This window comes from Gordonia oleivorans, from assembly GCF_040044975.1.
Lineage (GTDB): Bacteria > Actinomycetota > Actinomycetes > Mycobacteriales > Mycobacteriaceae > Gordonia > Gordonia oleivorans.
In genome coordinates this window covers 1-14,245 of record NZ_JBDZDI010000012.1, presented here as the reverse complement: position 1 = coordinate 14,245, position 14,245 = coordinate 1, and the positions used below count along the sequence as shown (strand labels likewise).

15 protein-coding genes and 1 tRNA gene are annotated in these 14,245 nt (G+C 66.8%); 7 read left to right on the top strand and 9 right to left on the bottom strand.

Translation table 11 applies throughout. The annotated features are described in order from the left end of the window. Positions 1-65 precede the first annotated feature (65 nt). Positions 66-659 carry a class I SAM-dependent DNA methyltransferase gene (locus ABLE92_RS16650; protein WP_348805855.1) on the bottom strand — a complete coding sequence of 198 codons (594 nt, stop codon included), beginning with the start codon at positions 657-659 and terminating at the stop codon, positions 66-68. A gap of 248 nt (positions 660-907) precedes the next feature. Between ABLE92_RS16650 and ABLE92_RS16645 the strand changes: the two genes are divergently transcribed. Further along, the gene (locus tag ABLE92_RS16645) at positions 908-1,393 is read left to right on the top strand and encodes an FBP domain-containing protein (protein ID WP_348805854.1); all 486 of its coding nucleotides are present in this window, start codon (positions 908-910) and stop codon (positions 1,391-1,393) included. A 92-nt stretch (positions 1,394-1,485) separates the two neighbouring features. Here ABLE92_RS16645 and katG read toward each other — a convergent pair whose 3' ends face one another. Both katG and ABLE92_RS16635 read right to left on the bottom strand, forming a co-directional pair. Next, complete coding sequence (gene katG / locus ABLE92_RS16640; protein ID WP_348805853.1) at positions 1,486-3,714, bottom strand: catalase/peroxidase HPI; 2,229 nt, start codon at positions 3,712-3,714, stop codon at positions 1,486-1,488. Between the two features lie 36 nt (positions 3,715-3,750). Further along, positions 3,751-4,167, bottom strand: coding sequence for a Fur family transcriptional regulator (locus ABLE92_RS16635; protein WP_425476241.1), 417 nt, complete (start codon positions 4,165-4,167; stop codon positions 3,751-3,753). A gap of 132 nt (positions 4,168-4,299) precedes the next feature. On the opposite strand from ABLE92_RS16635, the gene ABLE92_RS16630 reads away from it, so the two are divergent. Beyond that, entirely contained in the window at positions 4,300-5,061 is a 762-nt protein-coding gene (locus ABLE92_RS16630; protein WP_348805851.1) for a GNAT family N-acetyltransferase, read from the top strand. Between the two features lie 14 nt (positions 5,062-5,075). On the opposite strand, the gene ABLE92_RS16625 is transcribed toward ABLE92_RS16630, so the two are convergent. Next, positions 5,076-5,696, bottom strand: a complete 621-nt coding sequence (locus tag ABLE92_RS16625; protein ID WP_348805850.1) for a LysE family translocator — start codon at positions 5,694-5,696, stop codon at positions 5,076-5,078. Positions 5,697-5,758: 62 nt separating this feature from the next. Here ABLE92_RS16625 and ABLE92_RS16620 point away from each other — a divergent pair, with 62 nt between their 5' ends. Together ABLE92_RS16620 and ABLE92_RS16615 are read left to right on the top strand one after the other, a co-directional pair. After that, on the top strand, positions 5,759-6,643 hold the full coding sequence (locus ABLE92_RS16620) for a hypothetical protein (protein ID WP_348805848.1): 885 nt from the start codon (positions 5,759-5,761) through the stop codon (positions 6,641-6,643). A 458-nt stretch (positions 6,644-7,101) separates the two neighbouring features. After that, positions 7,102-7,172: transfer RNA gene (locus ABLE92_RS16615), tRNA-Cys, on the top strand. Between the two features lie 335 nt (positions 7,173-7,507). On the opposite strand, the gene ABLE92_RS16610 is transcribed toward ABLE92_RS16615, so the two are convergent. Continuing rightward, positions 7,508-8,440, bottom strand: a complete 933-nt coding sequence (locus ABLE92_RS16610) for an alpha/beta hydrolase (protein ID WP_348805847.1) — start codon at positions 8,438-8,440, stop codon at positions 7,508-7,510. A 3-nt stretch (positions 8,441-8,443) separates the two neighbouring features. After that, complete coding sequence (locus ABLE92_RS16605) at positions 8,444-9,748, bottom strand: VWA domain-containing protein (RefSeq protein WP_348805846.1); 1,305 nt, start codon at positions 9,746-9,748, stop codon at positions 8,444-8,446. 121 nt (positions 9,749-9,869) lie between these two features. On the opposite strand from ABLE92_RS16605, the gene ABLE92_RS16600 reads away from it, so the two are divergent. Continuing rightward, on the top strand, positions 9,870-10,301 hold the full coding sequence (locus ABLE92_RS16600; RefSeq protein ID WP_348805845.1) for a PPOX class F420-dependent oxidoreductase: 432 nt from the start codon (positions 9,870-9,872) through the stop codon (positions 10,299-10,301). Positions 10,302-10,362: 61 nt separating this feature from the next. Next, positions 10,363-11,316: an arsenic resistance protein gene (locus ABLE92_RS16595; RefSeq protein ID WP_348805950.1), complete on the top strand. Its 954-nt coding sequence runs from the start codon at positions 10,363-10,365 to the stop codon at positions 11,314-11,316. 24 nt (positions 11,317-11,340) lie between these two features. On the opposite strand, the gene ABLE92_RS16590 is transcribed toward ABLE92_RS16595, so the two are convergent. Beyond that, on the bottom strand, positions 11,341-11,790 hold the full coding sequence (locus ABLE92_RS16590; protein ID WP_348805844.1) for a DUF8820 family protein: 450 nt from the start codon (positions 11,788-11,790) through the stop codon (positions 11,341-11,343). 55 nt (positions 11,791-11,845) lie between these two features. Next, positions 11,846-12,919: a DUF6745 domain-containing protein gene (locus ABLE92_RS16585; RefSeq protein WP_348805843.1), complete on the bottom strand. Its 1,074-nt coding sequence runs from the start codon at positions 12,917-12,919 to the stop codon at positions 11,846-11,848. A 241-nt stretch (positions 12,920-13,160) separates the two neighbouring features. Here ABLE92_RS16585 and ABLE92_RS16580 point away from each other — a divergent pair, with 241 nt between their 5' ends. Then, positions 13,161-13,712, top strand: coding sequence for a YceI family protein (locus ABLE92_RS16580; RefSeq protein ID WP_348805842.1), 552 nt, complete (start codon positions 13,161-13,163; stop codon positions 13,710-13,712). A 64-nt stretch (positions 13,713-13,776) separates the two neighbouring features. On the opposite strand, the gene ABLE92_RS16575 is transcribed toward ABLE92_RS16580, so the two are convergent. Next, a partial coding sequence (locus tag ABLE92_RS16575) for an HNH endonuclease (RefSeq protein ID WP_348805841.1) occupies positions 13,777-14,245 on the bottom strand: 469 nt, incomplete at its 5' end.

The following is a 14,245-nucleotide window of genomic DNA, read 5'->3' as shown; positions in this document are numbered from 1 at the left end:
GCCAGCATAGTCACGGATCCGGGCGCCTGCCCGGCGAAGCACACGCGGAGTACCCGCGGTGGCGCTCACCGTTGGCTTCCTCGTCGATGCACCGACACCGCGTAGTCGCCTCCGGTGAACCGATCCCCATCCCAGGTGGCATATCGGTCGACCGCCGTGAGGCCCGCCGTCTCGGCGTGACTGTCGTAGTCGGACAACGACAGTCGTCCCGGCCTCACCGAGAACCCGGCCACCAGCAGACCACCCGGACGCAGTCGCGCCGCGCACTGAGCGAGTACCCGCGACTCGGAACCGGGGGTGAGGAAGATCATCACGTTCCCGGCGAGCACGACGACGTCGAACCGGTCGGTCACGTGATCGGAGAGTTCGGCGAGATCGGCTGTCACCCAGTCGATGTCGCCACACTTGTCCCGGGCGGCGGCGAGCATGCCGTCGTCGGCGTCGACACCGACGACGGAGTATCCGCGTCGATGCAGTTCGATGCCCACCCGTCCGGTCCCGCAACCCGCGTCGAGGACCCGGGTGCCGTCGACCTCCGTCAGCAGGGATTCGACGAGATCGGCCTCCCCGTGGATGTTGTCCCCGGATGCCGCCAGCTGCTCCCACCGCTGGTCGTAGTCACGGCCGCGCGGCGCCGACGTCGTATCCCATCGTGTCATCACTCCAGTGTGCTCCCGGGCGCCGGCGGAAACCACGTTGACCGTTGTTCGCACCGAGTCCGGCCGGGTGATCGCTTCATCGGGTGTCGGCGCACTGCGCCGTGAGGGGGTTTCCGGCGTGCGCGCCGGCAGCAGATAGCTCTCGTCATCGGAACGCGGACGTCACCAGGTGACGTTCGCGCCCTGAGTCACGCCCATCGGGCGCGTCCCCATCTCATTCCCGACGATCACCAGGAGTTCTATTTCTCATGCACCCATTGTCCGAATCCGACATCCGTACCGCTCTCGTCAACGCCTCGGTCTCCGAACGCAGATCCCTGCACCTTCCGCCCGACTTCGACGAGATCGGTTGGGCCGAAATCGATTACCTCGGGTGGCGGGATCCCAAGTCGCCGACCGTCGGCTATCTCGTCATCCAGCGCGACGAACGTCCCGTCGGTCTGATGCTGCGAGCGGGTGCGGTACCCCCACGCACCCGGCCGCAGTGTGTGCTGTGCGAGGACATCTCGCTCCCCAACGAGGTGGTGTTGTTCAGTGCCCGCCGCGCAGGTGCGGCCGGACGCAAGGGAGACACCGTCGGCACCCTGATCTGTGCGAACTTCGAATGTTCGCGCAATGTGCGGCGGCTACCATCCTCGGCGATGGCCGGCGACGACCCCGAACGTGTGCGCCTGGCCCGCATCGACGGGCTTCGTGAGCGCGTGCAACGTTTCGTGGCGCGGGTGTGCTCGTGACATGACACGACAGGGGCCATGACACGACAGGGCGCCCCCGGGAATCCGGGGGCGCCACCGCGTCACGAAGCCGCATCACGCGGCAGGTGCGATCAGTCCAGGTCGTACCGATCGAGTTCCATCACCTTGGTCCACGCCTTGATGAAGTCGACGACGAACTTCTCCTTCGAGTCGTCCTCGGCGTACACCTCGGCGAGGGCACGGAGATCGGAGTTGGCACCGAACGCCAGATCGACGCGGGTCCCGGTCCACTTCTGTGCACCCGTCTCCCGGTCGGTGGCGACGTAGGTGCCGTCATCGGCCGGCGCCTTGCTCCACTCGACATCCATGTCACAGATGTTGACGAAGAAGTCATTCGTCAAGGTGCCGGGCGTCTCGGTGAGCACACCATGGGCAGAACCCTGGTAGTTCGCACCCAGCACCCGCAGACCACCGACGAGGACCGTCATCTCCGGCGGCGACAGGGTCAGCAGATTCGCCTTGTCGACCAGATTGAACTCGGCAGGCAACTCGTTGCCCTTGCCCTCGTAATTGCGGAAACCGTCGTACTTCGGCTCCAGGTAGGCGAACGACTCGGTGTCGGTCTGATCCTGGGTGGCGTCGGTCCGGCCGGGCGTGAACGGCACCGACACGTCGAATCCGGCGTCCTTGGCCGCCTTCTCGATGGCGGCGACGCCACCGAGGACAACGAGATCGGCGAACGACACCTTCGGTCCGCTCTCGGCGTTGAAGGCCTGCTGCACACTCTCGAGCTTGGCGATCACCTGTGCCAGCTCGTCGGGTTCGGCCGATTCCCAACCGAGTTGCGGCTGCAGGCGGATGCGGCCACCGTTGGCGCCGCCGCGGTAGTCGCTGCCACGGAAGGTCGCGGCCGACTTCCACGCCGTCGAGACCAGTTGCGCGACACTCAATCCCGACTCGAGGATCGATGCCTTGAGGCTGTCGGCGTCGGAATCGGAGATCGTCGGGCCCTGCTGGGCGGGGACGTTGTCCTGCCACAGGTAGGTCTCCGACGGCGCGAGCGGACCGCGGTACCGGATGGCCGGTCCCATGTCGCGGTGCAGGAGCTTGAACCACGCCTTGGCGAACTCCTCGGCCAGCTCCTCCGGATGATCGAGCCAGCGCCGGGTGATCTCACCGTAGGCCGGGTCGAAGCGCATCGTCAGGTCGGTGGTCAGCATCGCCGGGTGGGTCTTGCCCTCGCCCTGGGCCATCGGGACGGAGTTGGCCCACCCGTTGTCCTTGGGCTTCCACTGGTTGGCGCCGGCCGGGCTCTGAGTGAGTTCCCATTCGTTGCCGTAGAGGATCTCCAGGAAGCTGTTGTCCCACTTGGTCGGGGTGTGGGTCCAGGTGACCTCGATACCACTGGTGATGGTGTCGTTGCCCACTCCGGTGCCCTGCGGATTCTTCCACCCCAGACCCATCTGCTCGAGCGGTGAGGCCTCGGGCTCGGGGCCCAGCAGGTCGGCGTCACCGTTGCCGTGGGTCTTGCCGAAGGTGTGCCCACCGACGATCAGGGCGGCGGTCTCCACGTCGTTCATCGCCATCCGGCCGAACGTCTCCCGGATGTCGGCCGCGGCCGCGAGATAATCCGGGTTTCCTTCGGGGCCTTCGGGATTGACGTAGATCAGACCCATGGTGGTGGCGCCCAACGGGTTCTCGAGATCCCGCTTGCCGTCCTGATAGCGCAGGTTGGTGCCCAGCCACACCGACTCGGCGCCCCAGTACACCTCCTCGGCCTCCCACTCGTCGGGCCGCCCGAAGGCGAAGCCCTTGGTGTGAAAGCCCATGTCCTCCAACGCGACATTGCCGGCGAGGACGAGCAGATCCGACCACGACAGGGCCTTGCCGTACTTCTTCTTGACCGGCCACAACAGGCGTCGGGCCTTGTCCAGGCTGACATTGTCCGGCCAACTGTTCAGCGGAGCGAAACGCTGCATGCCGGTGCCGGCACCACCGCGGCCGTCCTCGACGCGGTAGGTGCCCGCGGCATGCCACGACATGCGGACGAAGAACGGTCCGTAGTGCCCGAAGTCGGCGGGCCACCACGACTTCGAGTCAGTCATCACGGCCTTGACATCGGCGACGAGGCCGTCGACATCGAGGCCGGCGAGCGCCGCGTCGTAGTCGAAATCGGGTTCGCGCGGCCGGATGACATCCGGATTATGGGCCAGGACACGGAGATTCAGTTTCTCCGGCCACCACTGGTCGTTGCCGCCGCCCTCCACGGGCGGCCGGATGTGCATCGGACAGCCTGCAGGCTCTCCGGCATCGGTGTTCGCCTCTCCGATCGGGGGGGAGGCGATGTTCTCGTCAGACACGACATTCCTTTCGGTGTGGGGTGATCCGGGCTGTGATCACGGTCGTGACCCGGGGCTGGAAGAGGCTGCGCATTCGGGGCACAACCCCCAGTAGATGACCTCGGCCTCGTCGAGAACGAAACCATTGTCGTCGGACGGCGTCAGACATGGACGTTCGCCGACCGCGCAATCCACATCGCCGATGGTGCCGCAGGAACGGCACACCGTGTGATGGTGATTGTCACCGACGCGCGCCTCGTATCGAGCCACATGACCTGATGGCTGGATACGGCGGACGAGCCCGACGTCGGTGAGTGCGGCGAGGATGTCGTACACAGCCTGCCGTGAGACGTCCGGCAGGTCCGCGCGTGCGGCCTGGAAGATCGACTCGGTGTCGGCATGCGGTCGTGCATGGACAGCCTCGAGTACCGCCACCCGGGGGCGGGTGACGCGGAGTTCGGCGGAACGCAACATGCCCGCGAAGTCCGACGGTGAGGTCACGGCGATCAGTATGCGCGCCTTTCTGGAATGATTCAGGACTTTCGCAAACTGAGACGACGTCCTGCCCGCGCAGATGTCCGACGCGCCGCATGCCAAGCTGGAACGATGCGCGCGACGTCGGACGAGGTGATCTCGGAGTCGCTGGCGTGGCGATCGTCGTGGCATCCGCAGGGGTCGCAGCACCATCGCGACGGCCCCTTCGAGTTCTACGTCCTCGAAGGTGAGGCGACGCTGCTGCACTATCACGGCGGCGACACCGATCCCGTGCGCGTCCTCGACTCCGCGGCAGCGGTGATGGCGCGGCGCGGCGCCTCGTCGGCACGCATCACGGTGGGCGTGGGAACCTTCGCCGGCCTCGACGAGGACACTCTGCGGCGCCGCGGCGCACGCACCGTGGCCGTCGTCGACATCGTCGCGCTTACGCTCGGCGACGGTGCCGATGCCGCGATCGTGGTGCCGGAGCGCATCACCGTGCGCCGCGTGATGACGCCGGACGATGTCACCGAGTTCGCCGACGTGTCCGAGCGCGCCTGGGGCTTCCCACCACACATTCTCGCCGAGCCGGATTTCCGCATCGACGACCCGCACATCCGGCTCTTCACCGCCTCGGAGCGCGGGACTGCCGTCGGGACCGGCGGCTACCAGTTGTGCGGCGACGTCGCCCGGTTCTGGGGTGCGGCGATCCTGCCCGAGCATCGAGGCCGCGGCGCATACCGGGCGCTGATCGCCGCGCGCCTCCGCGATGCCCACGATGTGGGCGCCCGACTCGCGCTGGTCCACGCGGAGCAGACGTCCTCGCCGATTCTGCAGCGGCTGGGATTCGTCAAATACGGCGAACGGCGGCTGACGTGGCTTCCGCTCCCGTGACCCACACGGAACACTCAGGCCACCGCAAGCAAGATGCCCACCCCGATGAACAGGGTGCCGAAGAAGATGTTGAGGCGGCGCTGACCACGTTCGCTGCGCGTGGCCCGGGCGAAACCACGGCCGACGAGGGCGAAGAACAACCACATCACGACGATGTCCACGACGACGATCGTGATGCCGATGATCAGGTACTGCAGCAGAAATCCGGTCTCCGGTCGGACGAATCCGGGGATGAACGCCAGGAAGAACACGATGGCCTTAGGATTGAGCAGATTGACCCACAACCCCTGAACGAACATCGCCCACGCCGTCTGGGTGCGGGTGCCGGCGGTGGGATCGGCGGTGGCCACCGGTCGCTGAAGAATCTGTCGTACACCGAGATACACCAGATAGGCGGCGCCGGTGTAGCGGATCACCTCGAACGCGGTCGGGGAGCGGGCGATGATCACACCGAGGCCGGCGGCCACGATCGCGAGTTGGATGATCAGGGCCGCCTGCTGACCGAGGACTCCCCAGATCGCACGCCGATGGCCGACCGCGATGGCGTTCGACATCGTGTTCACCGCGCCCGCTCCCGGCGTGAAACTGATGAGAAGGCAGGCGAGCAGCAACGTCACCCAGGTGGACCACGACACGTCGCGTCAGAGTAGCCGCCCGATCCGGGCACGGTGTGCGCCGGGCATGGTGTGATCGAGTCATGACCGACGCCCCCGCCGATCTCGATGAGATCGCCGACGAACTGTACGGGCTCACACCGGCGGACTTCACCGCGCGGCGTAACGTGTATGCGAAAGGGGCACGGCAGCGCGGCGATCGGGACCTCGCGGCCACCATCACCGCGCTGCGGCGCCCCACACAGTCCGCCTGGATCCTCAACCAGTGGATTCGACGCCACCCGGACGGCATCGACGCGATCGTCGAACTCGGCACCGCACTGCGTGAGGCGCAACGACGCGGTGCCCTCGGGCGGCTGCGCGACCTCGCCGACCGACGGCGGCACGTCATCGTCGATGCGGCCGCCGGCATCGGCGAGGTGGCCGCCGACCTCGGTGCCCGGATGTCGCCGGCGACCGAACGGGAGATCACCCAGACCCTGCGGGCGGCGATCGCCGACGAGGCCACCGCGCGCCTACTCGGCCGCGGCCGGCTGGTGGTCGCCGCCGAATACAGCGGATTCGGTCCGGCCGGCATCGTCGCCGTGCCCGATGCGCCCACCGAGGACCCGGCGGACCAGGCGAATGCCGGCGCGGACGATGCCACCGAAGCGGCCGAAATCGAGACGCGACGTCGCCACGCCGAAGCCGAACTGCGACGTGCCGAATCCCGCCGCGACGACGCGCAGCAGGCGGTGAGCGATGCGGCGGAATCGGTTTCGGCCGCCGCCGCCGAGGTGGGCACGCTGACCGACGAAACCGACCGGCTCCGAGCCGAACTCGCACGCGCCGAGCAGGAGTTGGGCTTCGCCAGGCGACGGCACTCCACCGCCGACGACGCGGCCACGGCCGCGGCCGGCGAACTCCGTTCTGCCGAGCGGGCCGTCGCCGCCGCACGCGAGGTGCTCGACCGCCTGCCCGAAGCCTGACAAGCCCGGGCGTTAATTCCGTTGCGCCACCACGTTGTGGCCTTCTACAGTCTGTATTTCGTGGCATGGCACATAAGCCGGGGCAACCCGGTGAAAGGCGGGTGACATCCGTCGCCGGGGAGAGATTTCCGGTACCCCATGCACTCCGAGTCGGAACCTTCACCTCCGGGTGGAGGCACACCCGAAGCGAATCCGACGGCCGCAGGGTCGGGAGAGCCAATCGGTGACCCATCGTCACGCCAGGACGATGTCGGTGGCAACGGTGTGTGCGACAGAGGAAGGGACATCGGTCCGAGATCGTCAGTCGAGGGCGTGTCCCATGACCGTGAACACGGGGCGTGGCGGCTTCGTTGCAGCGGAAGAGATCTGATAGGCCCGACAGCCGAAGGATCGAGGGTGTGCGGTATTCCGTCCTCCAAAGGGACGGAGCCGCAGGGAAAGCGCATCCTCCGTCGAGAAATGCAGTAGCTCAATTGGACAGAGCAGTTGGTTGCAGACCGACAGGTTATCGGTTCGAATCCGATATGCGATACCCAGCGAAAGCCTTTCCCCGGCGACATGTGACAGTGTCCTAATCCCTGACCCGGCAACGGGAATCGGGGCATCGCACGGCCCGCAAGGCCGGACGGTGTTCATGCGTGAGTAGTGGTAGCGAGGGACCGGCCAGTCCCGTCGTGACACCAAAGCGGTGGAGAAGCGGTCGCCGATACGCGTGGTGCCACGAACGGCACTGGACACGGTGGGTACCGTCGAGAGGCGGTGGACACGCGAAAAACCCCTCCCACAGGGGGAATACAACTCGCCAGAGCCCACCGAGAGTCGGGAGCACGTCTCACTCCCGGCACTCACACTCTCCCCGGCGCGTCACCAGGTGCCGATGACCCCGGCCAGGATCTCGCACTGCCGACCGAGGAATTCGCGGGACACCCGGAGTTTCGGTGCGACGATGTCGAATCCGTGGAAGGCGCCGGGCACGGTGTCGAACGTGACGGGAACACCGGCGTCGGACAGGCGGCGCGCGTAGGCGAGATCCTCGTCGTGGAACAGGTCGCGGGTGCCGACGCCGATCCACGTCGGTGGTAGACCGTGCAGGTCGTCGCGACGGGCCGGGGCGACGAGAACCGGGTCGGCGCCGCCGAGGTAGGCCGCCCACGCCACGCGATTGGAGCGCGGACTCCACACACGCAGCCGGGCGGGATCGCCGGCCGGGTCCTCGGTGGTGCGGTCGTCGATCATCGGGTAGACCAACAGCTGAAAGCGTGGTGCGAAGTCGCCGACGTCGCGGCACCGCAGGGCCAGTGCCGCGGCCAGTCCGCCGCCCGCGCTCGCACCGCCCAGGATGATGCGGTCGGCGTCGACGTCGGATTGTCGCGCAAGCCATTCCAGTGCGAGGTGGCAATCCTGCAGCGGTACCGGATACGGATGTCCGGGCGCCAAACGGTACTCGACCGCGGCCACGACGATGCCGAGGCGCCGAGCGAACTCACTGCACCGCTGGTCGTCCCCGGCCGCCGAACCGATCACATACCCACCACCGTGCATCCACAGCATCGCGCCACCGGACGACGCCGTGGTGACATCGTCGTCGGCGGGACGATGAACACGGACGGCGACGCCGTCGCCGAGATCGTGAACGTCCACACCCGCGGGCCGGCGGCCGGCGAGTCGGCGACTCAACGCCTTCAAGGGGCGGATCGTGGCGCCCGTGACGATCGTTCGAGGAAGCAGTCGGGCGGCGAGTCTCAGGTCGGGATGGACGGGATCGTCGGTGGGTGATCCCGGAGCGTCGTCGTACATCGGCTACCGCGCACCGTATCGCGCGTCGACGATGCCGAGCCGGACGACCTCACGCAACCAGTCCGGGAATTCGGAGAGCAGTTGCTCGTACAGTTCGGCGTCACTCATCCTGTCGACATCGTCGATGGCGAAGAATCCGGCGTTGTCCACGACCCGGCCGGTGAGAGTGTCGAGTTCGGTCAGGATTCCGAAACGGTTGCGGCCCAGACCGATGAACTGCCAGAACACCGGCAGGCGGGCGGCGTCGTGAATGAGCGACCGGATCTTGGGAACCTTCGAATGGAATCCGCCGTCGGTGAAGAACAGCACCAACACGGGCTGACGATCGGTGACGTCACCGAGGAGTGCGTTCATGATCGGCAGCTCTTCGTTGACGCCACCGATCTGGCGGTCGTAGTCGATCTCCGGACCCAGCGGGGGTCCGTGCCGGCCGGTCAGGTGTACGTAGGTGTCCATCCAGCGGTCGGCGTCGGCGACGGTGACGTCGGGGAGTTGCGCGTACCCGCTGCCGTAGAGGTAGGCCTCCAAGTTGCCGTCGCTGTCGAGTTGGGTGGCCACCGGGATCATGCGCTCCACCACCCGGTGGACGGTGCGCTGCTTGTAGAGTTTGCGCATCGACATCGTCTTGTCGATCACCAGGATCACCCGCGCGGTGGCGCCGGCGGCACCCTTGGTGAGAAGGACCTTGTGCACCTGCTCTTTTCGCAGGTTCAGTGTCTGACGTTTCTCCAGGGACAGCTTCTCTTCGCCCTTGACCATGCGAATGGCCGGTGCGGCCGGAACGCCCGGGTTTGCGGGCGCCGCAGGTGGTGTCGCAGTCGGTTCGTCATCGACGTCGACGCCGTGCTCGCGGACGAGCGCGGCGAATCCGCCCTCCCAGCCGGCCGATTCGCTGCGGACCTTCCAGCCGGCGCCACGTCGGTACACCTCGACGAGGACGGCGGCCCGCTCGACGGTCAGTCCCTGCGCCGGGGCGCTGATGGTGTCGGCGCCGTCGGTGATCGTGGTGGTGATCGACGAGGCACCCAGCGTCGCCGGAGCGTCGATCGACAGACCGATGGCGATGCGATCCACCTCGGGAGGCAACGCCGCCAGGTCGATAGCGAGGGTCGACGGTCCGGTGAGAATCACCCCGCCCTCCGGACTCCGCGGATTGTTGAAGAACACGAAATCGGCGTCGGTGCGCACGCGTCGGTCGGTTGCGAGCAGAAACGCGACGATGTCGACCGGCGCTCCGCTGACCGCGATGGTCAGCGATGGCGATGACACAGTGGTGTTCTCTCCGCGCCCGAGTGAGCGAGCAGCCATGGTGCGGCATCCTCCGAATTGTCCGTTTTCGATGTCCCTCGAGAACCCTACGTGGTGCCGCCGACAGTATCGGGCGCAGCGTCTCGAAATGCACGAACGGACGACAGAGTTGGCCATGGACATGGCTGACTCCGAATTCGACCCCCGAACGCTTATCGCCGAAACCCGGCTGGCGATTCTCGCCACCATCAAATCCAACGGAATGCCGCAATTGTCGCCGGTGACGGCCGTCTTCGACGCCGACGCCGACATCATCCAGGTGTCGATGACCGAGGGACGCGCCAAGACCGCGAATCTGCGTCGCGATCCCCGGGCGGCGATCGAATTCACTGGCCCCGACGGGTACACCTGGGCGACCGCCGAGGGAACGGTCACCTTGACCGGACCGGGCACCGACCCCGACGGACCGGAGGTCGACGCACTCGTCGACTACTATCGGCTCGGCGCGGGCGAGCATCCCGACTGGGCGGAGTACCGCAGCGTGATGGTGTCGGACCGCCGGGTGCTGATGACCTTGCACATCACTCGCGTCTACGGCGCCAAACTGCGCTGATCCGGCGTCGGAGGCGCGCGCCGGCACGCGAGGGGAGTGGTGAGTCGGCGTGGTCGACCGGATGGAACGCCATCAGGTGCCGCTGTATCTGGTGGCGATCGCGGTGGGGATGATCGTCGGACTCGGAGTTCCCGACGCCGGGCCCACTCTCGAACTTTTGATCAGCCCCGCACTCGCCGCGCTGCTCTACGTCACCTTTCTCCAGGTGCCGGCGCGGGCACTGCTCACCGCGCTGCGCGACGGCCGATTTCTGCTCGCCGTGGTGGTGATCAACTTCGTGGTGGTCCCGGTGGTGGTCGCGGCGATGTACCACTTCCTGCCGGTCGATCAGGCCATCCGGGTCGGTGTGCTGCTGGTCCTGCTGTGTCCGTGTGTCGACTACGTCATCGTGTTCAGCGGACTGGCCGGCGGTGACGGTCGCCGGTTGCTGTCGGCCACGCCGCTGCTGCTCCTGCTGCAGATGGTGATGCTGCCGGTGTTCCTGTGGGCGTTCATGGGCGCCGACCTTGCCGATGTGGTTGACGCGCAACCGTTTCTGATGGCCTTTCTCACCCTCATCGTGATCCCGCTCGCCGCGGCGTGGCTCACTCAGTGGTGGGCGTCGGCGCATCGGTCCGGTCGGCGATTCTCCTCGGGGGCATCGGCATTGATGGTGCCGCTGATGATGGTGGTCCTCGCGGTCGTGGTCGCCTGCCAGATTCCGGCGGTGCGCGACGGTCTCGGTGCGGTGGCCGAAGTGATCCCGTTCTACGTCGCCTTCATCGTCGTGATGACACTCGTCGGTGTGGGTGTCGGCAAGTGGTTCGGGTTCGGCGTGCCGGCTCGGCGCGCCGTGGTGTTCACCGGCGTGACCCGCAATTCGCTTGTGGTGCTTCCGTTGGCGCTCGCGCTGCCGGCCGGGCTGGAGTCCGCGGCGGTCGTGGTGGTCGCCCAGACGCTGGTCGAGGTGATCGGGATGGTGGTGCTGGTACGCGTGGTTCCCCGACTGGTGCCGGCGCCGCAGCCTTCCGCCTGACCGCGGAACCGTTCGCCGCGGGGCTCAGTCGACGACGAATCGTCCGCCGGGGCGAGTGCCGACGCCCCCTTCGCGTTGCCGCCGGATGACATATCGGCCCGGTGCGATACCGCTCGCCCCGTGTTCGGGGTGGATCAGATAGGCCGTTGTGCGAGTGTCGAGGACGCCGAGCGTGAGGAATTCGGAATCGTGGTGACCGGTGGTCCATTCGCATCGGTCGTCGTCGGCGATCAGGGTGTGCGGATTCCCGCCGGAACCGCTGCGCAGCACTTCGATCCCGGCCTGCGGAACCGTCGTCCACCGTGCCCTGAGGTGGACGATGACGACGTCGGCGACGACGTCGAATGGGATGACGATCAGGTCGCCCTGGGCCTGCATCCCGGCGGTCACCGGGATGGCGATGTAGCGGTCGAGATGATCGAGGACGTCAAGTCCGGATCGCGCGGTGAGTTGGGTCAGCGTGGGTGTGGTCATGAGGTCACCTGTGTGTGGTCGGGAGTGGTTGGGGGAGTGACGGATCAGGGGTCGGTCAGGTGCGCCGGGTGAGCTGTGAATAGGTCTCGGCGCTGAGGCCGTAGGTCCATCCGGCGGCGGCGAGGCCTGTCGGCAACCATTGCGGCACGGTGAGTCCGTAGCAGCGACGAGTGCCATCGCGTTCCACAGAACCGTTGGTCGCCAGCAATATTCGATCACGACGTCTCCATTCCGGCGGTGGTGCGTACAGGCGGAGGGGATGGCCCGCGTTGCCCGGGTCATCGGTCTCGTCGACCAGTGACAGTCGGGCCGACGCCACGTAGGTGTCCCAGCCGATGCGTTCGATGGCGCACCGTCGGATCTCGATGTTGCGTTCGGCCGCGATGCGTTCGGGCGACGGATCGTCGAGAACCCAGTGCGGCACGGTCGTCCCGTGGATCGCGAAAACACTTTGCCCGTCGGCGAATTCGACAGCCTGTGAAGAATTGGCATGGAGACGGCGTTCGTCGTGAACGGCGCCCGGGGTCGGTTCGGTACGCAGCCCGGTCGGCCGCTCGGACATCACGCACACGCCGTCGAGCGGCCACCACCAGCCTGTGGACTCGGCGATCCGAATCTGCAGGTCCAGCACGTGAAGTTCACGGCGGGTGAATCCGATCAGTCCGAGCGCACGATAGACGTCATGACACGCCAGACGATGCGCCTCGTGCTGTCCGTACCACGTGACGACGTTGGGTTGTGCGGGCACGAGGGTGCGGATCGCCGGTGCGATCGAATCGAAGATCGTCGTGCGCAGTGCGTCGTGCAGGGCGGCGCGGATCACGTCGTCGACACCGATACCTTCCCGGATGGCCATATCGATCGACAGGAACCTGGCCTGTGGCGCCCGGCGATAGGGGTACGGTTCGGTATTCATCCGCAGGCGGATGCGCTGGTCGATCCGTGATCGCGTCCCGGTGATCAGCGAGGCGATGTCCCGCGATGCGTGATCTGTTGCACCACTGACGATCCCGGCCCCAGATTCCGGGGAGTCGGTCCAGGTGAAGTGCGGTCGGGGGCGGTTGCAGAGGTGATACAGCTCGGCGACTGTGTCTTCGGCGGCCGACCGATCCGAGGGCTCGGTGGACATCCCGATACGGAGCCACCGGTTGCGGGCGCACACGACCGCGTGTGATTGATCGGTCAGAAGGGAATCGGCGAGCGAACCTCGGGAAATCGTGGTTCCCCGAGTGGTACCGCGCCTCATGCGATGGAGGCGGAGTACGCCTTTCCGTGAGTCATGGTGACCAAGGATGGCAGGAATCCTTCACGGCCGCAAGGGGCATTCGGCACCAGTGACATTGCCGACCGCGCGATCTAGAGTCGCAGGCATGAGCGAGCGCACCTGGGATTTCACCGCCGACGATGGTTCGGTGACCGCGCACACCGGCGTCACCGGTCCCGCGGCGCGGACCGGACATCGCCTGACGATCGAGTGGGAGAAGTGGTCGGCGACGGCGATCCTGGACGACGACGAACCGGTGAGTCTGGCGGCACATATCGAGGTGGACTCACTTCAGGTGCGTTCGGGTGAAGGCGGCGTGACCCCGCTGAGCGGTCCGGAGAAGCTGGTTGCCCGCGCCAATGCACTGAAGTCGTTGAAGGCCAACAAGAATCCGGCGATCTCCTATCGATCCGCCTCGATTGCGAAGACCGACAACGGGTATCGCATCGACGGAGCACTCACCATCCTCGGCCGGGACAGGTCACATCCACTGGAGGTGACGGTGACCGAGTCCGCCGAGGGCTGGGAGTTCGGTATCGACACCACGATCACCCAAACCGACTTCGGGGTGAAGCCCTACGCACTGATGATGGGTGCGCTCAAGGTCGCCGACGACGTCCGGGTGGTCGTCGTCGCGCGGCACGCGACCGGGCTCTGAGCGCAGGCCGCGGGTTGGTTGTCGGCAGTCTCCAGCGTTCCGCGGAACGCTGGCGCCCCGGTGGTCAGGCGGCGTGGGCGAGTTCGGTGGTGCGTTGTTCTCGTTGGCGGTGGTCCCAGATGGCGTAGAGGACTTCGGTGGTGTAGCCGAGGTCGAGTTTGCCGGGGTTGATGGGTACGACGGCGTCGTGGGGTATGGGTGCGGGGGTCCAGCCGTTGGGTGTGTGTTGTGTTGGGGCGGTGAGTATTTCGGTGCCGTCGGTGCGGTGGAAGGTGAAGTGTTGCAGGGCGTGGGTGGTGATGGAGAATGCTCCGTGGTGCAGCGCGCGGTGGTGGGTGGAGCAGAGCAGGATGAGGTTGTCGGGGTGGGTGTCGCCGCCGCGGGACCACCAGGTGACGTGGTGGGTGTGGAGGTGGCGGGTGCGTCCGCAGCCGGGGTAGCGGCAGGTGTGGTCGCGGTCGAGGATGATGCGCATCATCGCGGCATTGGGTGAGCGGCGTTTGCGGCCCCAGAGGGCGACGACGCCGCGTCGG

Coding starts and splice junctions, on each gene's coding strand:
- ABLE92_RS16610 (WP_348805847.1), bottom strand. CDS start 8,440: ATGTACGACGACGCTCCGGGATCACCCACCGACGATCCCGTCCATCCC.
- ABLE92_RS16585 (WP_348805843.1), bottom strand. CDS start 12,919: ATGTCCACCGAGCCCTCGGATCGGTCGGCCGCCGAAGACACAGTCGCC.
- ABLE92_RS16595 (WP_348805950.1), top strand. CDS start 10,363: ATGGAACGCCATCAGGTGCCGCTGTATCTGGTGGCGATCGCGGTGGGG.
- ABLE92_RS16635 (WP_425476241.1), bottom strand. CDS start 4,167: ATGTTGCGTTCCGCCGAACTCCGCGTCACCCGCCCCCGGGTGGCGGTA.
- ABLE92_RS16580 (WP_348805842.1), top strand. CDS start 13,161: ATGAGCGAGCGCACCTGGGATTTCACCGCCGACGATGGTTCGGTGACC.
- ABLE92_RS16600 (WP_348805845.1), top strand. CDS start 9,870: ATGGCTGACTCCGAATTCGACCCCCGAACGCTTATCGCCGAAACCCGG.
- ABLE92_RS16645 (WP_348805854.1), top strand. CDS start 908: ATGCACCCATTGTCCGAATCCGACATCCGTACCGCTCTCGTCAACGCC.
- ABLE92_RS16590 (WP_348805844.1), bottom strand. CDS start 11,790: ATGACCACACCCACGCTGACCCAACTCACCGCGCGATCCGGACTTGAC.
- ABLE92_RS16650 (WP_348805855.1), bottom strand. CDS start 659: ATGACACGATGGGATACGACGTCGGCGCCGCGCGGCCGTGACTACGAC.
- ABLE92_RS16630 (WP_348805851.1), top strand. CDS start 4,300: ATGCGCGCGACGTCGGACGAGGTGATCTCGGAGTCGCTGGCGTGGCGA.
- ABLE92_RS16605 (WP_348805846.1), bottom strand. CDS start 9,748: ATGGCTGCTCGCTCACTCGGGCGCGGAGAGAACACCACTGTGTCATCG.
- ABLE92_RS16620 (WP_348805848.1), top strand. CDS start 5,759: ATGACCGACGCCCCCGCCGATCTCGATGAGATCGCCGACGAACTGTAC.